Consider the following 22,627-nt stretch of genomic DNA (forward strand, 5'->3'; position numbering starts at 1 on the left):
TTGATCCGCCTCCCCCCGTCATCTACCCAGACCAACCAACACTCTTCCCCCACCCGCCGCTCTCCCCACCGCCCCCCCCCACGGGCCCGGCGCTCGCCGGGCCCTTCTGTTCGCCCATCGTTGGTTCGCGACCGGACGCCCGACAGGTACCTCGGACGGGTCACTGCACTAGCGGCCGGTGCCCAGGGCGGTGTGGGGGTTGCAGCCCCGCGTGGCCTCGGTTCGGGACGGGGCCCATGCCTTCGTCTTGCCTGGGCTGACCCTGGCGAGGACGCAGCGCCCCTTACCCGTCGTCGTGGCGCCGGAGACCAGAGCCACGCCCACGGCGAAGTCGGACTGGGGCTCGGTTTCGATTCTGATCGCGGGGTGCAGGCCGAGTTTCGCCAGCGCGGCGCGGACGTCCCTCTCCTCCACGCCGCGTCCCGAGGGAAGCGCGTTCACCTTGGGCAGGGCTCGCTCGATCCGCGTGACGGAGATCGGCGGTGTCTCGGGCCATGGGGCGAACGTCGGGGGAGCGCCGTCCGGGCAGGGGGCGGGCGGCGGGGCGGTGTTCCACTCGCCGGGCCCGCCGTCGAAGGTCAGCTCGAAGCAGCGGTCCACGGTGATCTGTCCGGGGCCCCGGAACAGGCCCTCGCTTCGTTGTGCCCTGCCGGAGACCCGCATGATCACACGGACGCCGCCGGGGTCACCGGTTCGGGCACCCGTCACCTTCAGGACCCTGACGCCCTTGAGGTCCGCGATGTGATGGCCGATGTCGTCCGCCTCGACCAGCCGGGTGCCGTACATGGCGTTGCCGACCGTCCGGGCGCTGGCCCGCGCGTCACCCGCGGCGTTCCGCTCGGCTGCGGCGTCCGCGCAGCCGGCGGCGGTGAGGGCGGTGACGGCGAGGGCCGCGATCATGGTGGGTCGCACGGGTCGACCCAACCACACGAGCACTGATCCGTGTCCTTCCGCCCTTTCGGCCTTGACCCTCACATGGATGTGACGCTTTAGCGTGCGAGGTGTTGCCGACCGATGGTTTCGAGGAGGCGGAGAGTGTCCGGAGCGGTGGTCATCGGAGCAGGTCCGGGGATCGGGCAGGCGGTCGCGCGCAGATTCGCCAGGGAGGGATATCTGATCGCCCTCGTGGCTCGCGGAGACGAGACGCTGCGGGCCGCGGCTCGCGCTGTCGAGCCCAGCGGGGTGCCGGTCGTCACCCTCGCGGCCGACTGCGCCGACGAGGACGCCCTGCGGGCCGCCCTCGACCGGGCCGTCGCAGCACACGGCCTGCCCGACGTCGTGGTCTACAACGCCGCGATCGTCCAGGCCGATGCGCCGGGGGAGCTGTCGGCGCGCGCACACCTGGAGGCCTGGGCGGTCAACGTCGTCGGCGCGCACACCGCCGCCGCCCATCTGGCTCCGGAGATGGCGCGCCGCGGAAGCGGATCGATCCTCATCACCGGAGGCATGCCCGAGCCGAAATGGCAGTACACCAGCCTCTCCCTCGGCAAGGCAGGGGTCCGGACCCTGGTCCGGGTCCTCGACCAGCGGTACGGGGACGCCGGAGTGCACGCCGCCAGCGTCACCGTCGACGGAGCCGTCGCGCCGGGCACCGACTTCGATCCCGACGACATCGCCGAGCACTACTGGCGCCTGCACGGCCAGCCGCGGCACCAGTGGGAGCACGAGGTCCTGCACACCGTGCGGTCGGCGCCGGGCGTCCTCCCGGGGCTGCTGGACGCCTGGCGGCGCGCCTTCGACCGGCGCCGGCCCGCCGACCTGGCCTCGCTCTTCAGCCCGGACGCGCTCTTCCAGGGCATCACCCCCTCCCTGCGCCGGGGCAGGGAGGAGATCCTCGGCTACTACGCCGACGTCCCCGAAGGCACGACGGCCCGGGTCGACGTGCTCGGCGAGACCCGCCTCGGCGAACGCCTGGTGAGCGGGTTCGCCGAAGTGACCTTCACCGCCCCCACCGGTGAGGACCGCTCCGTGCGGCTGTCCGTCGTCGCCGAGCAGCACGACGACGCATGGCTCATCCGCCAGTATCACGCCGCCGGCTGACGACCGGCCTCAGTCAGGCCAGCCGTCGGGGTTGCGGCAGGACTCGCGGGAGATGCCCGAGCCGGTGTCCGGGAAGTCCCCGAAGCGTTCGTTGTGCCGGTGGGCGAAGAAGTAGCACATCGACTCGCATTCGGCGTCCGGGACGGCGACGCGGGGGTCCGCGGCGACGGCCGTGTAGAAGTCGCGGCCCATGGCCACGACGAAGCCGCGCGCGTAGAGGAAGCCGTCGTCGGAGCCGTCCGTCACCTCGTGGACGTCGGCCCGGTCGATGTCGTAGAGGAGTCGCTCGCACGCCCGGTCGAGGTCGGTCAGCTCGCTCGCGGACAGGTCGCGGGCGGCTTCGGCGAGGTTGCCGAGGAACGCGTCCAGGGCTTTGTCGACCACGGAGATCTCGGTCATCTCCCAGACGTCCGCGGACAGGTCGCGGGTGGTGAGGGCCCGTCGTGCGGCGGCGACCTCGGCGCCCAGGGGCGCCCACGCGGCCTCGATCACGTCCCAGAAACGCTCGTCGGTCATGACCGAAGCCAACCAGGAGCCGCCGACAGTTCACCGCCGCCGGCAGTTCAGGTAGTCCGCATCTATGTAGACCGAATCTATGTAGATGTGGGCTACCCGATTGGCGGAGTTCCCCAATCCCGACACGGCGCGGCGCGTGCTGAGGCCATCGGCTCCGGCGACCGGACGCACGCCAACATCGCCGCGGCGACCGGTGGGCGCGGCGAGGCGCTGCCGTCCGGGACTCTGTCGCCCCTCCTTGCGGGCCTTGGAGCTGTCTGACCTGCCCTGGGCGGACCTCGGTGCCGTCGGCGGCTGGTGGAACCGCCGCTTCGACCCGGAGGTCGACCTCGTCGGCGCCGACCGCGGCCCCGTGGCGAACCGGATCCACTTCGCCGGCTCGATCAAATGGCTGAACGGCCCGTTCGACGACCGCGACCTGGCGGACCTCCGCCGAGCCGCGAACGAGGTCCCCGGCCTGGACCCGCCGGTCGCGGGGCTCGTCGTGGTGTCGCTCTCCGGCGCGGACATCACCGGAGACGTCGCCCTGAGCTGGGGTCCCGACGATGTGGTCGGCGCCTGGCGCCAGTAGACGAGCGCCGATGTCACGTTTTCGGCGCCGGGCCAGTCGTGACGGGTGAAGACATAAGGGATTCACTTGGAGGAGTCATGGCAGCGGCCATCCTGGTCACCGGTGGGACGGGCACGCTCGGGCGGCAGGTCGTCCCGCGGCTGCGGGAAGCCGGGCGGGACGTGCGGGTGCTCAGCCGCAGGCGAGCGGAAGCCCGCCGGCGGCGTCGAGTATGTGACCGGCGACCTGTTCAGGGACGAGGGCATCGACGCCGCGCTGGACGGCATCGAGACCGTCCTGCACCTCGCGGGCGGCAACAAGGGCGATGACGTGGTCGCGCGGAACCTGGTGCGCGCCGCCTCGCGCGCGGGGGTGAGGCACCTCGTGCTCATCTCGGTCATCGGGGCCGACAGCGTGCCGCTGGCCTGGCTCAGGTCCCAGCTGGAAGTGGAGCGGGCCGTGGAGGGGTCGGGCGTGCCGTACACGATCCTGCGGGCCGCGCAGTTCCACGACCTGGTGTTCAAGGTGGTGCAGGGGATGGCGAAGTCCCCGGTGGTGCCGGTCCCGGGCGGGCTCCGCTTCCAGCCGGTGGACGCGCGCGACGTCGCGGAGCGGCTCGTGGAGCTGGCGCTGGGCGAACCGGCCGGCCGCGTTCCCGACCTGGCCGGGCCTCAGGTGTTCCCGATCGGCACGCTCATCCGCGGCTACCTGAAGGCGAGCGGCAAGCGCCGCGCGACGATGCCCGTCCGCATCCCGGGAAAGGCCGGGCGCGCCTACCGCGCCGGCGACAACCTCTCCGTTGAGGGAGCCGACCAGGGCAAGCGCACTTGGGAGGACTTCCAGGCCGAGCAGCTCGGCCACCCCGCCCCCGCCCCAGCGGCGGCAGGCTGAGCGAGCTCACGGTTGCTCGCCGCGGGCCAGGCGACGCATGCGGGCGTCCTGTTCGGCCATCGGAGGCAGCCCGGCCTCGGCGCGGCGCTCGTCGAGGCCGCCGGGGTCCTCGATCGGCCGCGGCCCGAAGACGCCTTCGGCCGTGCCGTACTGCGTCCCGTACAGCTGGGGGCGCCCGGCGTTGACCCGGACGCGGTCCTCCAGGTAGGCGAGGTCCGCACGGTCGGCGTCCCCAGCCTCGACCGCCCCGCGCAAGGCCCTGAGGAACATGCGCTGGAGGTGCGGCCGCCGGTCGGCGTGCTGGGCGAGCAGCCAGGCAGCGTGCGCGGCCTCCGCGCCGACGGCCGCGACGCCCGGCCATCCGTGCCGACGGACGGCGCGGGCCAGCCACGTCGTGTTGCGCCGGTCGGTCCAGAGGAAGCGCAGCCCCTGCACGAGCGTCAGCCGTCCATCGGGCTCGGCCGCCTCCCGGACCCGCTGGTCGTGTTCGGCCCGGCGTAACAACTCGTCCCGCAGCATGCCTCCACTATCGCGAGAAGCCGGGCGGGTTACAGGACTTCGGTTTCGACCTGTTTGCGGAGGACCTTTCCGGTCGCGTTGCGGGGGAGGGGGTCGGTGGTGACGTGCCAGCGGGACGGGACCTTGAAGTAGGCGAGCCGCTCCCGGGCGAAGTCGGCCAGCTCCTCGGCGGCGGGCGGGGCGTCGGCGAAGACGGCGACCGCGGCGACCTCCTGGCCGAGGTCGGGGTGGGGCACGCCGATGACGATGCACTCGCGCAGCCCCGGGTACTCGGCGAGGACGTTCTCGATCTCCGCCGGGTAGACGTTCTCGCCGCCGCGGATGATCAGGTCGGAGCGGCGGGTGGTGAGCCGCAGCCGGCCCTGCTCGACCATGCCGATGTCGCCGGTGTGCAGCCAGCGGTCGGCGTCGAACGCGCGGGCGGTGGCCTCGGGGTCGCGCCAGTAGCCGACCATGTTGTAGGCGCTGCGGACGCAGACCTCGCCCTCGACTCCGTCGGGGAGCGGCCTGTTGTCCGGGTCGCGGATCTCCAGCTGCACCCCGACCGACGGGCGGCCGAGGGTCCCCGGCGCCTCCTCCAGGTCGGCGGGGGTGGCGGTGGACACGCCGGTGCACGACTCGGTGAGGCCGTAGCTGTCGACCAGGCCGCCCTTCGCGGGCGGGAACACCGCGCGCAGCCGCTCCTTGAACGCCGGTGAGGACGGCGCGGTGGCCAGCGAGAACGCCGTGAGCGAGGAGACGTCGTACTTCGACAGGTCGCCGTGCTCGATCATCCGGTGCGCCATGGTGGGGACGGCGCCCCAGTTGGTCACGCGCTCCCGCTCGATGAGGCCGAGCACCTTGTCCACGTCGAAGCCGCCCTCGTGCATGATCACGGCGGTGCCGGTGGCGAGCCGGGGCACGGCGAGGTTGTGCAGGCACGCGATGTGGAACAGCGGCAGCGCCAGCAGGTAGCGGCGGGACGCGGGGTCCACCGGGTCGCCGAAGGCGCGCATCAGGGCGTCGTTGAAGCGGTGGTACTCGATCACCGAGGTCAGGTTCCGGTGCGAGTGGACGGCCCCCTTGGGACGGCCCGACGTGCCGCTCGTGTAGAGGATGACCGCCGGGTCGTCCTCGGCGACCCGCGGGGGCTCCAGGACGGCGCCGGGGTAGCGGCGCGTCAGCGACGGGACGTCCCGCTCCATCGTCAGCACGTCCTCGGAGATCAGCGCGGCGCGCTTCTCGTCGGCGATGACGACCTTCGGGTCGGTGTGCCCGAGGGCGTACTCGATCTCGCGGGGCGCCCACCAGGCGTTGTAGCCGACCGCGACGGCCCCGGCGGCGATCGCCGCCCAGAACGAGACGATCCACTCGGGGCTGTTGGCGGCGTCGATCGCGATGCGGTCCCCGGGGCGCACGCCGAGGTCGTCGCGCAGCGCCTTCGCCATGGAGGCGACGGCGGCGGCGTGCTCGGCGAAGCTCAGCCGCCGGTCCGCGGTGACGATGTAGTCGCGGTCGCCGTGGGACGCCGAGTGGACGAGCACCTCGCCGAGGCTGCGGGCGCGGTTCGCGAACACCGGGATCCGGGCGCCGAGCACCTCCTCCTCCCGCAGCTCGAACTCGCCGCCGGGACCGGTCAGCTGCCGGACGATCTCCATCGGGACCCCTCCTCCTCGCCGGACGCGCTCATTGTCGGCCGCCCCACCACGGGCTTCACCAGGGCATTCCGCTCAGCGGGACCGTCGCCCGCACTCCCGGTGGAGGTAATTCCCGGTGAGCGGGACTGGTCCCTTCACGTGGTCCCCATCACATCACCATGGGCCCTCACCAGGACTGATTCAGCCCGGTCCCGCCGCGTGCGGCGACACGACCGGGCTGGGCGCGAGCAGGACTGAGCGGAGTCGTTTCATGGGAAGCCTCAGCGGCAAGGTCGCGATCGTGACCGGAGCGGGACAGGGCGTCGGGCAGGGCATCGCCCTCGCGCTGGCGTCGGAGGGCGCGGCGGTCGCCGTGCTCGGCAGGACGCGGGCCAAGCTCGACGCGACGTGCGAGCTGGTCCGGGCGCGCGGCGCCGAGGCCGAGGCGTTCGAGTGCGACGTCGCCGACACCGAGGCGATCCCCGCGGTGGTCGAGCGCGTCGCCGCGACGTTCGGCGGCGTCGACATCCTCGTCAACAACGCCTACTCCGGCGCCTACGGGCCGCTCCTGGAGATGAGCGACCGCGCGTTCCGGAAAGGGTTCACGACCGGCCCCTTCGCCGCGTTCGCGTTCATGAAGGCGTGCCACCCGCACATGAAGGCGCGGGGCGGCGGCAGCATCGTCAACCTCGTCACCTCCGCCATGGTCCGCTGGGACCCCACCACCTTCGGAGCCTACGCGGCCGCCAAGCAGGCGCTCCGGTCGCTGACCCGCACGGCCGCCGCCGAGTGGGGGCCGGACGGGATCCGCGCCAACAGCATCGCCCCGCACGCCCTCTCGCCCGGGCTGAAGTGGTGGGCGGAGACGAACCCCGAGGAGGCCGAGGAGTTCCGCAGGACGATCCCCCTCGGCTACATCGGCGACTGCGAGGACGACATCGGCAAGGCCGTGGCGGCGCTCGTCCAGCCGGCCATGCGCTACCTCACCGGCGCCACCATCCCCCTTGACGGCGGCCAGGCCCACTTCGGCTGAACCGGCGGCGACACAGACCACGCCCCCCGCCTGGCAACACCCCACCACCCCATCTCAACCCACCCCATGCCACCGGCCGCGTCCGCGCGCGCCGGTGAAAGGAGCACGTCCGTATGAAGGTCGACAAGATCGGGCGCCTCGCGGCGGGAGCCCTCGCGGTCGCACTCGTGACGACGTCCTGTGCCAGCGACCGCTCGGGCACCGACGGGACGGCCGCCGGGAACGGTCCAGGCGGCGGCGCGAGCGCGGGCGCGGGCGCCAAGGCGTTCGGGACGCTGCCGTCGCCGTGCGGGCCCGGCGACGCCAAGGGCAAGACCGACCAGGGCGTCACCGACGACCAGATCGCGATCGGGTTCGGCGACGACCGCGGCTTCACCTCCGCGCCCGGCCTGTCCAAGGAGATGGGCGACGCCGTCAGCGCCATGATCGACTGGTGCAACCAGCAGGGCGGCATCAACGGGCGCAAGATCAAGGGCAACCAGTACGACGCCGCCTACATGCAGTCCGCGAAGGTGGTGCAGGAGTCCTGCAAGCAGGACTTCATGCTCGTCGGGCAGGGCTTCGCGATGGACGAGGCCGCCGAGCAGTACCGGGTGGGCTGCAAGCTGCCGACCGTCGCCGGCTTCACCGTCGGCCCGAACGCGGCGATGGGCCCGATGAAGTACGAGGCCGTCCCGTACCCGGTGGACATGATGAACATCGGCGCGCTGCGCATCGCGCAGAAGATGTTCCCCGACTACAAGGACAAGACGGACCTGCTGCTGTCGACGTCCCCGGCCGTCAGCACCGGCACCAACAAGGTCGCGAGCGCGATGAAGGGGATCGGCGTCAAGCCGCTGGAGTGCGGCGTCCGGCTGAACGACGCGGGCGAGAGCAGCTACATGCCGTTCGCCAAGAAGATCAAGGACTGCGGGGCGAAGTACCTGTGGACGTCCGACTCGCCCGACCCGGGGCAGTTCAATCTGCTGGAGTCGATCGAGCGGGCGGGCGCCGACCCCACCTACGTGTTCGAGGCGACCTGGTACAGCTCGCTGGTCTCCAAGTGGAACACCTCCGGCGCGGGTGACCGCCTGCACGTCGGCATGATCTTCCAGCCGCTGGAGAACGCGGACAAGGTCCCGGCGGTCAAGCAGTACACCGACCTCGTCAACGCGAAGAAGGGCAAGGTCGCGCTGCTCGGCATGCAGGCCGCCTCGGCGTTCCTGCTGTGGGCGCAGTCCGCGAGCAAGTGCGGCTCGGACCTGACCCGGCAGTGCGTGATCAACGAGCTGTCGAAGGTGCACGAGTGGACGGGCGGCGGCCTGCACGCGCCGACCGACCCGGGCAACAACAAGCCGGCGTCGTGCTCGCTCATGGTCAAGCTGAACAAGACCAGGTACGAGCAGGTGTACCCGAAGAACGTCGGCGAGTTCGAGTGCGGCGGCGACTTCGTCGTCAAGACGGACCCGAAGACGTGGGGGACGCAGCTCAACGACGACCGGATCTCCACGAAGTTCCTGACCGGCGACGTCATCAAGCCCCAGGCGTCCTGACCGCGACGGCGGCCGGAGGCGTCCTCCCCATGGCGGTGAACAAGTGGCGGTGACCACGTGACCACGTTCCTGACCTACACCATTCTCGGCCTGGTCCTCGGCTCGGTGTACTCCATCGCGGCCTCGGGGCTCGTGCTGACGTACAACACCTCGGGAATCTTCAACTTCGCGCATGGCGCGCAGGCCATGTTCGGAACGTTCCTGTACTGGCACTGCACCGAGCGGTGGGGCTGGCCGGTGTGGCTCGCGCTGATCGTCGTGGTCGGCGTCGCCGGCCCGGCGATGGGCGCCGCCCTGCACGCCGCCATCATGCGGGGCCTGCGCGGCACCGCCGACGTCACGAAGATCATCGTGACGGTGGCGGTGCTGCTCGGGACCGTCTACCTGGCGCAGTGGATCTGGAACCCCGACGAGGCCCACACCGTCGCCATGTTCTTCGGCGCGGGCTCGAAGATCACGATCGCGGGGGTGGTGGTCCGGTACCACGAGATCGTGTGCCTGGCCGCCGCCGTCGCGATCGCGGCCGGGCTGCGGGTGCTGTTCACCCGCAGCCGGGTCGGCGTGGTGATGCGCGGGTCCGTCGACGACCCCGACCTGCTGCGGCTGAACGGCCACGACCCGGAGCGCGCCGCGATGCTGTCGTGGGCGCTCGGATCGACGCTGGCCGTCCTCGCCGGGGTGCTGATCGTGCCCATCAGCGGCGGCGGGCTGGACGCCAACGCGCTGACGCTGCTGGTGATCGACGCGTTCGCGGCGGCGATGTTCGGGCGGCTGCGCAGCATCCCCCGGACGTTCGCCGGCGCGATGGTGCTCGGCCTGGCCGCGAACTACGTGCTGGCCTACCTGCCGTCGGCGGGCACGTTCACCGGCAACCTGCGCGTCTCGCTGCCGATGATCATCTTGTTCGTGGTGCTGGTGGTGCTGCCCCAGGACCGGCTGCGCGGGGCCGCGATCCGGACCCGCGAGCGGTACCGGCCGCCGACCGTCCGGTCCGCGGCGGTGTGGGGGCTCGTGCTGGTCGCGGTCGTCTACCTCTACAGCCTGCTGCTGTCGGACGGCGCCGTCACCACGTTCTCGCTCGGCATGACGTTCGCGATCATCGCGCTGTCGCTGACCGTCCTCACCGGCTACGCGGGCGAGCTGAACCTCGCGCCGCTGGCGTTCGGGGCGGTCGCGACGGTGGTGGCGTTCCACTTCGGCGTGCAGGGCAGCGGGCTCGGAGCCCGGACGAACCTCCAGGGCGTGCTGCTCGGCGTCGCGGCGGCGGCGCTGGTCGGCGGGCTCGTCGCGCTGCCGGCGCTGCGGCTGCGCGGCCTGTACCTGGCGCTCGCGACCATGGCGTTCGGCGAGTTCCTGTCGAACATGGTGCTGCGCGACACCACCGAGCACGAGCTGTTCGGGATGAGGTTCACCCTCTTCCCGGACGGGGCGCTCGTCGTCCCGCCCCTCAAGGCCGGCCCGCTGGACCTGCGGAACGGGACGACCTCGCTGATGACCGCGACCGTGCTGTTCGCGCTCATCGCCGTCGGGCTCGCGGCGCTGCGCGGCAGCGGCTACGGCCGGCGCCTCGCGGCGATGAAGGACAGCCCGGCGGCGACGGCGATGCTCGGGCAGAACCTCGTCCGGCTGAAGCTCAGCGTCTTCATGATCTCCGCGGCGATCGCGGGGCTCGGCGGCGTGCTGATGTCGGCGGCGACCGGGACCGTCGCGCAGGAGAACTTCTCGTTCACCGGCAGCCTCGCCCTGCTCATGCTCGTCGTGGTGGCGGGCATCGGCTACCTCAGCGGCGCCCTGTTCGGCGGGCTGATGGCGGGCGTCGGCTCGGCCGTCCTCGTCTCCACGCTCGGCGACCTGGCCCTGGAGAACGAGGGCATGGCCACCGTCTACCGGGCACTCGGCCACCTCGTCCTCGTCGGGACGGCGCTGGTCGGGATGGGCGTCGGCCGGAACCCGAGCGGGTTCGTCCACGACCTCGTCGACGGCTACCGGGCGATCCGGACCGCGCGCCCGCCGCTGTTCGGGGCGGGGGCGCTCGGCGCCGTCCTGTACGTCCTCGCGCTGACCGGCGTGATCGGCACGTGGACGTTCGCGCTGGCCGCGCTGTGCGTCGTCCTGCTGCTGCCCGCCGTGGGCCGCGCCTACCTGGAGGAGGGGCGCAAGGCCCGCCCGGTGCCGCTGGAGCTCGCCGGCGTGGACGAGCCCTACACCGACGAACTGCGCGTCCGCCTCGACCGCGAACTCGGCCTGAAGGGAACGGTCAATGCCTGAGAGCCCGCCCCTGCTCGCGACCCGCGGCGTCACCGTCCGGTTCGGCGGCAACACCGCGGTGGACGACGTGAGCCTCACCATGGACGAAGGCCGCATCACCGGGCTCATCGGCCCGAACGGCGCGGGCAAGACCACGATGTTCAACACCATCACCGGCCTGCAGAGGCCCGCGTCCGGCCAGGTGCTCCTGGACGGGGACGACATCACCCGGCTGTCCCCGGCCAGGCGCGCCCGGCGCGGCATGGCGCGGACGTTCCAGCGGCTGGAGCTGTTCCTGTCGCTGTCCGTGCGCGACAACGTCCGCGTCGCGGGCGACGTCCTGCGCGCCACGACCCGCAAACGGTTCGACCTGGACGAGGAGACCGACCGCGTCCTGGAGCGCACGGGCCTCACGGACGTCGCCGACCGCGACGTGTCCGACATCCCGATCGGGCGGGCCCGGGTCGTGGAGGTGGCGCGCGCGCTGATGACCTCGCCGCGCGTGCTGCTGCTGGACGAGCCCGCCTCCGGCCAGACCGAGCGCGAGACGGAGGCGTTCGCCGGGATGCTCACCGGCCTCGCCGCCGAAGGGCTCGCGATCTGCCTGGTCGAGCACGACCTGCCGCTGGTCATGCGGCTGTGCTCGACCATCCACGTCCTCGACTACGGCGCGCTGATCGCCTCCGGCTCCCCGCGGGAGATCAAGGAGTCGCCGGAGGTCATCGCCGCCTACATCGGCACCGAGGAGGCGAGTCATGCCTGAACCGGACACGACCACCGGACCGGCCGCCGCCGCGTCCCCGGAACCGCTGCTCGAACTGAGGGGGATCCGGGCGGGCTACGGCGCCATCGAGGTCCTGCACGGCGTCGACCTGGCGCTGCGGCCCGGCTCGCTGCTGGCGCTGCTCGGCCCGAACGGCGGAGGCAAGTCGACCACGATGCGGGTGTGCGCGGGCCTGCACCCGCCGACCGGCGGGGACCTGCTGTTCGCCGGGCGCAGGGTGAACGGCGTCTCGGCGCAGGACGCGGCGCGCCTCGGCGTCTGCGCCATCCCCGAGGGCCGCGGGATCTTCCCCAACCTGACGGTGCGGGAGAACCTGTGGGCCGCCACCGGGACCGGCGCCCGGCTGGAGGACCTGGAGGAGCGGGCCTACGCTCGCTTCCCGATCCTCGGCGAGCGCCGCCACCAGCTCGCCGGATCCATGTCCGGCGGCGAGCAGCAGATGCTCGCGCTGTCGCGCGCGCTCGGCAGCGACCCCGCGGTGCTGCTGCTCGACGAGCTGTCCATGGGCCTCGCGCCCATGATCGTCACCCGGATGTACGAGACGGTCGCCGAGCTGGTCGAGGGCGGCCTGTCGGTGCTGGTCGCGGAGCAGTTCGCCCGCGCCGTCCTGCCGATCGCCGACACCGCCGCGCTGATGCTGCACGGGCGCGTGGTGGCGGCCGGCCCGCCCGCCGAGATCGAAGACCGGCTGTCCAGCGACTACCTGGGAGGTTGACCCCATCATGCTCACTGAGGAACGGCGCCAGCAGTTCAAGGACGACGTCGCGAAGCAGCGGCTGAAGACCGACGGGTCCCGGTTCGACGGGGCGGCGCGGATCGCCGGGATCCTGGCCATGGTCGCCGGCGTCGCCGGGACCCTCGTCGCCTACAACGTCTCGCTCACCAAGGACGACCTGCGGGACGTGGGCTCGCTGCAGACGCTCGCCATCGGCTTCCTGGCGGTGGCCGTCCTCGGCGCGGCCCTCTACCTGGCCGCCGCCGTGACCCGCGTCCTGCGCCTGTGGCTGCTGCGCCAGCTCGTGGAGCAGCAGTCCCAGGCCGACCAGATCGCCGCCGCGCTGCGCCGGGACGCCTAGCGGCGCCACCGGAGGCGGCCCGTCGCTCCCAGTCAGCGGGATGTCCGGAGTGCCCGGACATCCCGCTGATTAACGTCTAGTCCGGATGGAGGACTTTCGATGAATCACCCGACCCGCCTGCGGGGGGGCGACCCCCCGCACCCCCCGGCAACCGCCCCGAAGCCCGACGTGTTCGAGCCCGCGAAACTCGGCCCGGTCACGCTGCGGAACCGCACGATCAAGGCGGCGACGTACGAGGGGCTGACCAAGGACGGCCAGGTCACCGACGCGCTGATCGACTTCCATGTCCGGCACGCGCGCGGCGGTGTGGGGATGACCACCGTCGCGTACTGCGCGGTCGCGCCCGAGGGCCGCACCGACCGCCGGCAGATCCACTGGCGGGACGAGGCGATGCCCGGCCTGCGCAGGCTCACCGACGCCGTGCACGCGGAGGGGGCGGCCGTCCAGGCGCAGATCGGGCACGCCGGCCCGGTCGCCAACCCCAAGAGCAACGGGCTCCCCGCGCTCGCGCCCAGCCGCCACTTCCACCTGACCACGCAGACCGTCGCGAGGGCCGCCACCCACGCGGACCTCCAGCGCGTCGTCGAGGCGCACGGCCGCGCGGGCCGGATGGCGGTCGAGGCGGGGTTCGACTCCATCGAGATCCACATGGGGCACAACTACCTGACGAGCTCGTTCCTCAGCCCCAAGGTCAACCACCGCAAGGACGAGTACGGCGGGTCGCTGGAGAACCGCGCCCGGCTGGCGCGCGACATCGGCCGCGCCGTCCGCGACGCCGTCGGCGACCGCATCGCGATCACCGCGAAGCTCAACATGGACGACGGCGTGCCCGGCGGCTTCTGGATCGACGAGGCCATCCAGGTCGCCCGGTGGCTGGAGGCCGACGGCACGGTCGACGCGCTCCAGATGACCGCGGGCAGCTCCCTGCTCAACCCCATGTACCTGTTCAAGGGCGACGCGCCGCTGCACGAGTTCGCCTCCGTCATGAAGCAGCCGACCAAGCTCGGGATCAAGCTGATCGGCAAGCACTTCCTGAAGTCCTACCCCTACGAGGACCTCTACCTGCTGAGGGACGCCCGGCAGATCCGCGCGGCGGTGAAGCTGCCGATGATCCTGCTGGGCGGCGTCACCGACCGGGCGGGCATGGACACCGCGATGGCGGAGGGCTTCCAGTTCGTCGCGATGGCCCGCGCCCTCCTGCGCGAGCCCGACCTGATCAATCGAATCAAGGACGAGCCCGCGACCGAGTCGCTGTGCATCCACTGCAACAAGTGCATGACCGCGATCTACGGCGGCACCCACTGCGTCCTGTCCACCGAGCCGGCCTGGGGTGCCGCGGGTGCGTGACGAGACCATCGCGGCGATGCTGCTGGCCCGGCTGGGCGACGCCCGGCCCGGCCTGCGCAGCCGCGAGCGGACGTGGACCTGGGACGAGGTCGTCCGGGAGAGCGCGGCCCGCGCGTCGCTCGCCCGCGACCTGCGCCGGGACGGGCCGTTCCACATCGGCGTCCTGCTGGAGAACGTCCCGGAGTACGTCCTGTGGCTCGGGGCGGCGGCGCTCGGCGGCGCGACGATCGTCGGCATCAACTCCACCCGGACCGGCGCCTACCTGGAGCAGGAGGTCCGGCACACCGACCTCCAGCTCGTCGTCACCGACCGGGCCGGGCTGGAGCTGCTGGACGGCCTCGACATCGGCGTCCCGCGTGACCGCTTCCTGCTGGTCGACGACGACGGCTACCCGGCCCTGGTCGCCGCCCACGCCTGCGAGCCCGAGCCCGATGCGTCGATCACGCCGGAGACGCAGATGCTCCTGCTGTTCACCTCGGGCACGACCGGCGCGTCGAAGGCGGCGCGCTGCTCGCAGGGCCGGCTCGCCGAGCTCGGCCGGAACAACAGCGCCAAGTACGACGTCAGGCGCGAGGACGTCAGCTACTGCCCGATGCCGCTGTTCCACGGCAACGCGCTGATGGCGCTGTGGGCGCCGTCGCTCGCGGTCGGCGCGACCGTCGTCCTGGCGAGGAGGTTCTCCGCGTCCGGGTTCCTGCCGGACGTCCGCTACTACGGCGCGACGTTCTTCACCTACGTCGGCAAGGCCATCGGCTACGTCCTCGCCACCCCCGAGAAGCCGGACGACGGCGACAACACGCTGACGCACGGGTTCGGGACGGAGGCGTCCCCCGAGGACAAGGCCGAGTTCCTGCGCCGCTTCGGCGCGCGGCTGGTCGAGGGCTACGGGTCCAGCGAGAGCGCCGGCATGATCGAACGGGATCCGCAGGCGCCGCCGAGCGCGCTCGGCCGCCCCGCCCACGACGGCGTCCGCGTCGTCAACCCCGAGACGCGCGAGACCTGCGCGCCCGCCGTGCTGGACCGGCACGGCCGCGTCACCAACGCCGAGGCCGCCGTCGGGGAGATCGTCGATGTGCACGGCGCGGCCAGGTTCGAGGGCTACTACAACAACCCCGAGGCCGACGCCGAGCGGGTCAGGCACGGGTGGTACTGGACCGGCGACCTCGGCTACGTCGACGGCGACGGGTTCCTGTACTTCGGCGGCAGGTCCGGCGACTGGATCCGGGTGGACTCGGAGAACATCTCCGCGCTGCTCACCCAGAACGTCGTCCGCCGCCACCCGAAGATCGTGGACGCGGTCGCGTTCGGGGTGCCGGACCCGCGCTCCGGCGACCAGGTGATGGCGGCGATCGAGATCCCCGAGGGCGTCGCGTTCGAGGACCTGGACCTGCCCGCCTTCCTGGCCCGCCAGGACGACCTCGGCACCAAGGGGGCGCCGCGCTTCGTGCGCGTCTCGCACGCGCTGCCGACGACCGGGTCGGGAAAGCTCAAGAAGAAGGAGCTGCAGCTCGACGGCTGGCGCACGTCCGACCCCGTGTTCCGGTGGGCGGGCCGGGGCTCGCCGGAGTACGTCCCGATGACCGAGGCGGACAAGGCCGCGCTCCGCGAGGAGTTCACCGCCGCGGGCCGCGGGCGCTTCCTCCCCTGACCGAGAAAGGGCATGTATGGATCTGCGTGAGTCCGAGGCGCATCGCGAGCTGCGCGCGGAACTGAGGGCGTACTTCGCGGGCCTGCTGCCCGAGGACGTGCGGCGCCGCGCCGGCGAGCAGGGCGTGGGCGGCGAGCGGTTCCGCGAGATCGTCAAGATGCTCGGCAACGACGGCTGGCTCGGCTACGGCTGGCCGGAGGAGTACGGCGGGCAGGGCAGGTCGATCGCCGAGCAGTACGTGTTCTTCGACGAGGTGCAGCGCGCCGGGCTGCCGTTCCCGTTCGTCACCGTCAACACGGTCGGCCCCACGCTGATGCGGTTCGGCACCGACGAGCAGAAGCGCAGGTACCTTCCCGGCATCCTGTCGGGCGACATCGTCTTCGCGATCGGCTACACCGAGCCCGACGCCGGGACCGACCTCGCCTCGCTGCGCACCAGGGCCGTCCGCGACGGCGACCGGTACGTCATCGACGGCAGCAAGGTCTTCACCAGCGGCGCCAACACCGCCGACCACATCTGGCTCGCGGCGCGCACCGACCCGGACGCGCCGAAGCACAAGGGCATCTCGATCCTGATCGTCCCGACCGACGCCGACGGGTTCTCCTGGAGCCCGATCCCGACGGTCGGCGGGATGGTCGTCACGGCGACGTACTACAACGGCGTCCAGGTCCCCGCGTCGTCGGTGGTCGGGGAGGTCGACGGCGGCTGGAGCCTGATCACCACGCAGCTCAACCACGAGCGCATCGGGCTCGCCGCGCTCGGCGGCCGGATGATCCGGCTGTGGGAGGACGTCCGCGACTGGGCGCGCGGGAACGGGGTGATCGACCTGCCGTGGGTGCGGGCCGACCTCGCCCGCACGCACGCCCGGCTGGAGGCGATGCGGCTGATGAACTGGAAGATGACGATGGCGGTGGAGGCCGGGACGCTGACCGGCGCGCAGGCCGGCGCCGCCAAGTCCTACGGGACCGAGACGCACATCGACGTCCAGCGGACGCTGACCGGGATCCTCGGCGCCGCCGGCCGGATCCGCCCCGAGTCGCCGGGGGCCGTACTGCACGGGCAGATCGAGCAGCTGTCGCGGCAGGGCATCGTCAACACCTTCGGCGGCGGCGTCAACGAGGTGCTGCGCGACATGGTCGCCGTCCAGGGACTGGGTCTGCCGAGGTCGAGGCGGTCATGAGCGGGAACGGCGAGGAGTACGAGGCGCGGCTCCGGGCGTGGGTCGGGCGGCCCTACGGCGCGCGGCGGGACGGGCAGGACCCGGTGAACGTCCCCATGATCCGGCACTGGGTCGAGGCCATGGAGGACGGCAACCCCGTCTACCTGGACGAGGAGGCCGCCCGGGCGACCGGCCGCGACGGCGTCGTGGCGCCCGCGTCGATGATGCAGGCGTGGACGATGCGCGGGTACGCCGCGTCCGTCCGCGCCGACCCCGCGGGCCCCGACGAGCTGACCGAGCTGCTGGCCGAGGGCGGCTACACCTCCGTCGTCGCCACCGACTCGGAGTTCGAGTTCCACCGGGAGCTGGTGCCGGGCGACCGCGTCAGCGTCGAGGAGACCGTCGAGTCGATCTCCCCGGAGAAGAAGACCGCGCTCGGCGCGGGACGCTTCGTCAGCACCGTCAAGACCTACCGGGACGGGGCGGGGGAGGTCGTCGCCACGCAGCGGTGGCGCCTCCTGCGGTTCCGCCCCGCCGACAAGCCCGCCCCGGGGCCGGCGGAGAAGCCCGCTGAGAAGAAGGCCCTGCGCCCGCGCCCGGCGATCAACCTGGACAACGCGTTCTGGTTCGAGGCGGCGCGCGAGCACCGGCTCGTCATCCAGCGCTGCGCCGACTGCAAGTCCCTGCGGCACCCGCCGGGGCCGTGCTGCCCGCAGTGCGGCTCGTTCGACTGGGACACCGTCCAGGCGTCGGGCGACGGCCACGTCTACAGCTACGTCGTCAACCACCACCCGCGCCACCCCGCGTTCGACTACCCGCTCGTCGTCGCCGTGATCGAGCTGGCCGAGGGGACGCGCCTCATCGCGAACATGACCGGGGTCGCGCCGGAGGACGTCGAGATCGGCATGCCCGTCGTCCTCGACTGGATCGACCCGGACCCCGACCTGTCCCTGCCGGCGTTCCGCCCCGCCGGACCGTCCCACACTGTCAAGGAGCGCTGATGGACTTCACGCTTGGCGAAGAGCTGGAGGCGGTCAGGGACCTCGCCCGGCAGATCTTCACCGACCGCGCCACGCAGGCGCGGATCAAGGACGCCGAGGCGTCCGAGCGCGGGTACGACGAGGGCCTGTGGGCCGAGCTCGGCGAGACGGGCCTGCTCGGCGTCGCGCTGCCCGAGGCCGCGGGCGGCGCGGGCCTCGGCGCCGCCGGCCTGGCCGTCCTGCTGGAGGAGCAGGGCCGCACCGTCGCCCCCGTCCCGGTCTGGCCCGCCGTCGTCGCCGCGCTCACGCTCGCCGCGCACGGCGAGGACGTCCCCGCGTCCTTCGCGGACGGGACGTCGCGGCCGACCGTCGCGCTGGAGGAGTTCGCCCCCGCCGACCCCGCGGCGCCGCGCTGCGCCGCCGTCCGCGACGGCGCGAACTGGCTGCTGACCGGCACGAAGGCCGCCGTCCCGACGCCGTTCGGAGCGAGCCACGTCCTCGTCTCGGCCGTCTCGCCGGAGGGGCCCGGCCTGTTCCTGCTGGAGACCTCGGCCGCCGGTGTGGCGTGGGAGCGCGCGGAGACCACCAGCCGCGACGCCGCCGGGCACCTGACCCTCGACGGCGCTCCGGCGCACGCCCTTCCGGACGGCGCCCTCGCCACGGCGCTGCGGCTGACCCGCGTGTCCCTGGCCGCCGTCCAGGTCGGCGTCGCGGAGGGCGCGCTGCGCATGGCCGCCGACTACCTGTCGGGCCGCGAGCAGTTCGGCCGCCCGCTCGCCACCTTCCAGGCCGCCCAGCACCAGCTCGCCGACTGCTACATCGAGATCGACGCGCTGCGCGTCTGCCTCGGGCACGCCCTGTCGCTGATCGACGCCGGGGAGGACGCCGAGAGCGCCGTCCTGGTCGCCAAGTGGTGGTCGGACGAGGGCGGGCTGAACGTCGTGCACCGCGTCCAGCACCTGCACGGCGGCATCGGCGTGGACGTCGACTACCCGGTGCACCGCCACTTCCTGTGGGGCAAGCAGATCTCCGGGACGCTCGGCGGCGCGTCCTTCGACCTGGAGCTCCTGGGGGCGGCCCTGTGACCGGGGATGTGGTGAGCCGGGGATACGAGGAGGTGGCGGTGGGGGAGGAGCTCCCCGAGCTGAGCATCCCCCTGACCCGCACGATGATCGTCGCGACCGCGCTGGCGAGCCGCGACTACCAGGACGTCCACCACGACCCGTCGCTCGCCGTCGAGCGCGGCTCCCGGGACGTCTTCATGAACATCCTGACGACGAACGGGCTCGTCGACCGGTACGTGACGAGCTGGGCCGGGCCCGCCGCCGTCGTGAAGGCGATCAGGATCAGGCTGGGCGCGCCCAACTACCCGGGCGACACGATGGTGCTGACCGGGACGGTCGCGGCCAAGGACGACTCCGGCCGCCGGGTCGAGATCGCCGTGCGCGGCGTCAACGCGATCGGCCCGCACGTCACCGGCACCGTCGTGGTCGAACTGCCCGCCGCGGGAACACAGGCCGTCGAAGCGCGGGCCGTCGAAGCACAGGGGAGCGGCGCATGAGCGTGCTGCCAGGGGCGGCCGCGGTCGCCGGGATCGGCGCCACCGAGTTCTCCAAGGAGTCGGGCCGCAGCGAGCTTCGGCTGGCCTGCGAGGCGGTCCTCGCCGCCATCGTGGACGCGGGGCTCCAGCCGTCCGACGTGGACGGCATGGTGACCTTCACCGCCGACACCAGCTCCGAGATCCACATCGCGCGCAACCTCGGCATCGGCGAGCTGAAGTTCTTCTCCCGGATCGGGCACGGCGGCGGCGCGGCGTGCGGCACCGTCCAGCAGGCGGCGATGGCCGTCGCGACCGGCGTCGCCGACGTCGTCGTGTGCTACCGCGCGTTCAACGAGCGGTCCGGCACCCGCTACGGCCTCGGGCAGGCCGACCGCCCGATGGACGTCAGCGCCGACAGCGCCGCCTACGCGTGGATGAACCCGTTCGGGCTCTCGACCCCCGCCCAGTGGGTCGCGATGTTCGCCCGCCGCTACATGCACGAGTACGGCGCGACCAGCGAGGACTTCGGCCGCATCGCCGTCGTCGACCGCAGGCACGCCGCCGCGAACCCGGCCGCGTGGTTCTACGGGCGGCCGATCACGCTGGAGGACCACCAGGCGTCCCGGTGGATCGCCGAGCCGCTCCGGCTGCTGGACTGCTGCCAGGAGAGCGACGGCGGTCAGGCCCTCGTCGTCGTCTCCGCCGAGCGCGCCCGCGACCTCCCGCACCGGCCCGCCGTGATCTGGGGCGCGGCGCAGGGGTCCGGCAACGACCAGCACATGATGACCAGCTACTACCGCTCGGAGATCACCGGCATCCCGGAGATGGGCCTGGTGGGACGGCAGCTCTACGGGCAGTCGCGGCTCACCCCGGCCGACGTCCAGGCCGCGATCCTCTACGACCACTTCACGCCGCTCGTCCTCCCGCAGCTGGAGGAGCTGGGCTTCTGCGCGAAGGGCGAGGGCAAGGACTTCGTCGCCGACGGCAACCTGGAGCTCGACGGCCGGCTCCCGGTCAACACCCACGGCGGCCAGCTCGGCGAGGCCTACATCCACGGGATGAACGGCATCGCCGAGGCCGTCCGGCTCGTGCGCGGCACCTCGGTGAACCAGCCGGGGGACGTCCACAACGTCCTCGTCACCGCCGGCACGGGCGTCCCGACCAGCGGCCTGATCCTCGGAGCGGACGAATGAATGAGCGGAGCGAACCGGGGGGTGTGGGGGGTCGTCCCCCCACCGGCTGCATCCGGGCCCATGAGTGGCAGGGGCGGTCGCTCGGCGCCCGGACGGTGGCCTACGACGAGACGCGGCCCATCCTCTACGCGCTCGCGGTGGGGGCGGGGGCCGCGGACCTCGACCTGGTGTTCGAGGAGAGGCTGCGCGTCCTGCCGACGTTCGTGCTGACCCTCGCCCAGTGGGCGCCGGACGTCCTGGGCTCGGCGGGCGCGTTCGACGTGCGGACGGCCGTTCACGGGACGCAGCGCCTCCGCGTCCTGAAGCCGCTGCCGCGCTCCGGCTCGGTGGAGATGAGCGCACGCGTCACCGACGTGTGGGACAAGGGCTCCGCGGCCGTCTTCGACGTGGCGGTCGAGAGCGAGTACTTCGAGGCGACGTGGTCGCTGTTCGCGCCGGGGAGCGGCGGTTTCGGGGGCGAGCGGGGCCCGTCGTCGCGCCGCCGTCCCGAGGCCGTCCCGGACGGCGTGCTGACCGTCGCCACCGCGTCGCGGCAGGCGGCGCTCTACCGGCTGCTCGGCGACCGCCACCACCTGCACATCGATCCGGAGGCGGCGAAGGCGGCCGGGATGCCGCGCCCGATCATGCACGGCCTGTGCACGCTCGCGGCCGTCACCCTCCCGCTCGCCGAGTCCCTCGGCGCCCACCCCGCCGACCTGGCCGAGCTCGAAGGCCGCTTCGCGGCACCCGTCTTCCCCGGCGACGCGCTCCAGGTGAGCACCTGGCGGGACGGCGACGGCGGAGCGGTCCTGTTCGAGGCGGCCGTGGACGGGACGACGGTCATCTCGGGCGGACGCGCCCGCTTCGGCGCGGCCCGCTAGGCGGCGGCGCGCTCGCCCGCCGCCTCTGGGACGACGCCGAAGGCGTTCTCGCGATTGTGGAGCTCCGGGCGCCTTGCCTCGCGCCCGAACCGGGCTTTGCCCGGGGATGGGCCCGGAGTTCAACAACTCTTCATCCGCCGTCACGGAAGCGGCAGCGCCTGTTTCGTCGCAGCTCAGAGGCCTTCGGTCGGCGATAGACGTCAGCTTCCGACCAACGGCGGCAGTGCGCATGAGCAAAGCGTGACATTTATTCGTATTTGTCGAAAATGTCACCGTCGCAGTGCCGTCGTTCCCGCTCCCCCTCGGGGTTCCAGCCCCGGCCCGGGGACGACCGCGGAAAGGCATCCCGATGCGACGACTTCTCACGTTCGCGCTCCCCGCCGCCCTGAGCGCGGCCCTGCTCGGCACGGCGGCCTCGCCCGCGTCCGCGACCCCGCCCGGCATCCCGTCCGCCGCCACGGCCGCGAGCCGCCTGGCGACCCTGACCGTGGCCGCCGAGTCGCACGGGAGCACCTACGACCGCTCCCTGTTCCCGCACTGGATCACCATCTCCGGGACGTGCAACACCCGCGAGACCGTCCTGAAGCGGGACGGCACGAACGTCACCACGGACTCCGCGTGCGCCGCGACGTCCGGCAGGTGGTTCTCGCCCTACGACGGCGCCACCTGGACGCAGGCGTCCGACCTGGACATCGACCACATGGTGCCGCTCTCCGAGGCGTGGGCGTCCGGCGCCTGGTCCTGGACGACCTCCCGCCGCCAGTCGTTCGCCAACGACCTCGCCGGCCCCCAGCTGTGGGCGGTGACCGACAACGTCAATCAGGCGAAGAGCGACAAGGACCCGGCCGAGTGGCAGCCCTCGGTCACCTCCTTCCGCTGCACCTACGCCCGGGCCTGGATCCAGGTGAAGTGGTCCTGGGGCCTGACGGTGGACAGCTCGGAGAGGAGCGCCCTCACCACGATGCTCGGCACCTGCTGACCGATCGCCCCACCGCTCCGGGGGCCGCGGGAAACCAACCCCCGCGCCGCGCCCCCGGGGGGGGGCGGGCGGCCGCCCGGGGGGGGGACAGGCCCCCCGGGCTAATCAGACCGCCAC

23 protein-coding genes are annotated in these 22,627 nt (G+C 72.6%); 19 read left to right on the plus strand and 4 right to left on the minus strand.

Features of this window, described 5'->3' with window-relative positions; genetic code table 11:
- Positions 1–168: 168 nt before the first annotated feature.
- Positions 169–912 (minus strand): hypothetical protein, encoded by a 744-nt coding sequence (locus AB0C87_RS19705; RefSeq protein ID WP_345179301.1) that lies wholly within the window; start codon positions 910–912, stop codon positions 169–171.
- A 123-nt stretch (positions 913–1,035) separates the two neighbouring features.
- On the opposite strand from AB0C87_RS19705, the gene AB0C87_RS19710 reads away from it, so the two are divergent.
- Positions 1,036–2,040, plus strand: a complete 1,005-nt coding sequence (locus AB0C87_RS19710) for an SDR family NAD(P)-dependent oxidoreductase (protein WP_345179303.1) — start codon at positions 1,036–1,038, stop codon at positions 2,038–2,040.
- Between the two features lie 9 nt (positions 2,041–2,049).
- On the opposite strand, the gene AB0C87_RS19715 is transcribed toward AB0C87_RS19710, so the two are convergent.
- Positions 2,050–2,556 carry a DUF4240 domain-containing protein gene (locus AB0C87_RS19715; protein WP_345179304.1) on the minus strand — a complete coding sequence of 169 codons (507 nt, stop codon included), beginning with the start codon at positions 2,554–2,556 and terminating at the stop codon, positions 2,050–2,052.
- Positions 2,557–2,803: 247 nt separating this feature from the next.
- Between AB0C87_RS19715 and AB0C87_RS19720 the strand changes: the two genes are divergently transcribed.
- The 3 genes from AB0C87_RS19720 (at position 2,804) to AB0C87_RS19730 (ending at position 3,997) form a co-directional block, all read left to right on the plus strand.
- Positions 2,804–3,127 (plus strand): hypothetical protein, encoded by a 324-nt coding sequence (locus tag AB0C87_RS19720; RefSeq protein WP_360578821.1) that lies wholly within the window; start codon positions 2,804–2,806, stop codon positions 3,125–3,127.
- 77 nt (positions 3,128–3,204) lie between these two features.
- Positions 3,205–3,435: an NAD-dependent epimerase/dehydratase family protein gene (locus tag AB0C87_RS19725; RefSeq protein WP_360578822.1), complete on the plus strand. Its 231-nt coding sequence runs from the start codon at positions 3,205–3,207 to the stop codon at positions 3,433–3,435.
- Positions 3,341–3,997: an NAD(P)H-binding protein gene (locus tag AB0C87_RS19730; RefSeq protein WP_360578824.1), complete on the plus strand. Its 657-nt coding sequence runs from the start codon at positions 3,341–3,343 to the stop codon at positions 3,995–3,997. Before AB0C87_RS19725 ends, AB0C87_RS19730 begins: the two co-directional genes overlap by 95 nt.
- A gap of 6 nt (positions 3,998–4,003) precedes the next feature.
- Here AB0C87_RS19730 and AB0C87_RS19735 read toward each other — a convergent pair whose 3' ends face one another.
- Together AB0C87_RS19735 and AB0C87_RS19740 are read right to left on the minus strand one after the other, a co-directional pair.
- Complete coding sequence (locus AB0C87_RS19735; protein ID WP_345179310.1) at positions 4,004–4,516, minus strand: DUF6624 domain-containing protein; 513 nt, start codon at positions 4,514–4,516, stop codon at positions 4,004–4,006.
- 29 nt (positions 4,517–4,545) lie between these two features.
- Positions 4,546–6,153: an AMP-binding protein gene (locus tag AB0C87_RS19740; protein ID WP_345179312.1), complete on the minus strand. Its 1,608-nt coding sequence runs from the start codon at positions 6,151–6,153 to the stop codon at positions 4,546–4,548.
- Between the two features lie 250 nt (positions 6,154–6,403).
- On the opposite strand from AB0C87_RS19740, the gene AB0C87_RS19745 reads away from it, so the two are divergent.
- The 15 genes from AB0C87_RS19745 (at position 6,404) to AB0C87_RS19815 (ending at position 22,510) form a co-directional block, all read left to right on the plus strand.
- Entirely contained in the window at positions 6,404–7,165 is a 762-nt protein-coding gene (locus AB0C87_RS19745) for an SDR family oxidoreductase (protein ID WP_345179313.1), read from the plus strand.
- 113 nt (positions 7,166–7,278) lie between these two features.
- Positions 7,279–8,697 carry an ABC transporter substrate-binding protein gene (locus AB0C87_RS19750; RefSeq protein ID WP_360578827.1) on the plus strand — a complete coding sequence of 473 codons (1,419 nt, stop codon included), beginning with the start codon at positions 7,279–7,281 and terminating at the stop codon, positions 8,695–8,697.
- Between the two features lie 57 nt (positions 8,698–8,754).
- The gene (locus AB0C87_RS19755) at positions 8,755–10,965 is read left to right on the plus strand and encodes an ABC transporter permease (RefSeq protein ID WP_345179317.1); all 2,211 of its coding nucleotides are present in this window, start codon (positions 8,755–8,757) and stop codon (positions 10,963–10,965) included.
- Positions 10,958–11,707 (plus strand): ABC transporter ATP-binding protein, encoded by a 750-nt coding sequence (locus AB0C87_RS19760; RefSeq protein ID WP_345179318.1) that lies wholly within the window; start codon positions 10,958–10,960, stop codon positions 11,705–11,707. Before AB0C87_RS19755 ends, AB0C87_RS19760 begins: the two co-directional genes overlap by 8 nt.
- Positions 11,700–12,443 (plus strand): ATP-binding cassette domain-containing protein, encoded by a 744-nt coding sequence (locus AB0C87_RS19765; protein ID WP_353832251.1) that lies wholly within the window; start codon positions 11,700–11,702, stop codon positions 12,441–12,443. The genes AB0C87_RS19760 and AB0C87_RS19765 overlap by 8 nt, the downstream gene beginning before the upstream one ends.
- A gap of 7 nt (positions 12,444–12,450) precedes the next feature.
- On the plus strand, positions 12,451–12,804 hold the full coding sequence (locus tag AB0C87_RS19770) for a hypothetical protein (RefSeq protein WP_360578830.1): 354 nt from the start codon (positions 12,451–12,453) through the stop codon (positions 12,802–12,804).
- A gap of 99 nt (positions 12,805–12,903) precedes the next feature.
- Positions 12,904–14,151: an NADH:flavin oxidoreductase gene (locus AB0C87_RS19775; RefSeq protein ID WP_345179324.1), complete on the plus strand. Its 1,248-nt coding sequence runs from the start codon at positions 12,904–12,906 to the stop codon at positions 14,149–14,151.
- Positions 14,144–15,799: an AMP-binding protein gene (locus AB0C87_RS19780; protein ID WP_345179326.1), complete on the plus strand. Its 1,656-nt coding sequence runs from the start codon at positions 14,144–14,146 to the stop codon at positions 15,797–15,799. Before AB0C87_RS19775 ends, AB0C87_RS19780 begins: the two co-directional genes overlap by 8 nt.
- 16 nt (positions 15,800–15,815) lie before the next feature.
- Complete coding sequence (locus AB0C87_RS19785; protein WP_345179327.1) at positions 15,816–16,979, plus strand: acyl-CoA dehydrogenase family protein; 1,164 nt, start codon at positions 15,816–15,818, stop codon at positions 16,977–16,979.
- The gene (locus AB0C87_RS19790) at positions 16,976–17,959 is read left to right on the plus strand and encodes a MaoC family dehydratase N-terminal domain-containing protein (protein ID WP_345179328.1); all 984 of its coding nucleotides are present in this window, start codon (positions 16,976–16,978) and stop codon (positions 17,957–17,959) included. Before AB0C87_RS19785 ends, AB0C87_RS19790 begins: the two co-directional genes overlap by 4 nt.
- The gene (locus AB0C87_RS19795) at positions 17,959–19,023 is read left to right on the plus strand and encodes an acyl-CoA dehydrogenase family protein (protein WP_353832257.1); all 1,065 of its coding nucleotides are present in this window, start codon (positions 17,959–17,961) and stop codon (positions 19,021–19,023) included. The genes AB0C87_RS19790 and AB0C87_RS19795 overlap by 1 nt, the downstream gene beginning before the upstream one ends.
- Positions 19,024–19,034: 11 nt before the next feature.
- The gene (locus AB0C87_RS19800; protein ID WP_360578833.1) at positions 19,035–19,499 is read left to right on the plus strand and encodes a MaoC family dehydratase; all 465 of its coding nucleotides are present in this window, start codon (positions 19,035–19,037) and stop codon (positions 19,497–19,499) included.
- The gene (locus AB0C87_RS19805; RefSeq protein WP_360362603.1) at positions 19,496–20,671 is read left to right on the plus strand and encodes a lipid-transfer protein; all 1,176 of its coding nucleotides are present in this window, start codon (positions 19,496–19,498) and stop codon (positions 20,669–20,671) included. Before AB0C87_RS19800 ends, AB0C87_RS19805 begins: the two co-directional genes overlap by 4 nt.
- Before the next feature lie 23 nt (positions 20,672–20,694).
- Entirely contained in the window at positions 20,695–21,531 is an 837-nt protein-coding gene (locus AB0C87_RS19810) for a MaoC/PaaZ C-terminal domain-containing protein (RefSeq protein ID WP_360578835.1), read from the plus strand.
- A 349-nt stretch (positions 21,532–21,880) separates the two neighbouring features.
- The gene (locus tag AB0C87_RS19815; protein WP_360578837.1) at positions 21,881–22,510 is read left to right on the plus strand and encodes an HNH endonuclease family protein; all 630 of its coding nucleotides are present in this window, start codon (positions 21,881–21,883) and stop codon (positions 22,508–22,510) included.
- Positions 22,511–22,627 lie beyond the last annotated feature (117 nt).

The organism is Actinomadura sp. NPDC048021 (assembly GCF_040653135.1).
GTDB lineage: Bacteria > Actinomycetota > Actinomycetes > Streptosporangiales > Streptosporangiaceae > Spirillospora > Spirillospora verrucosospora.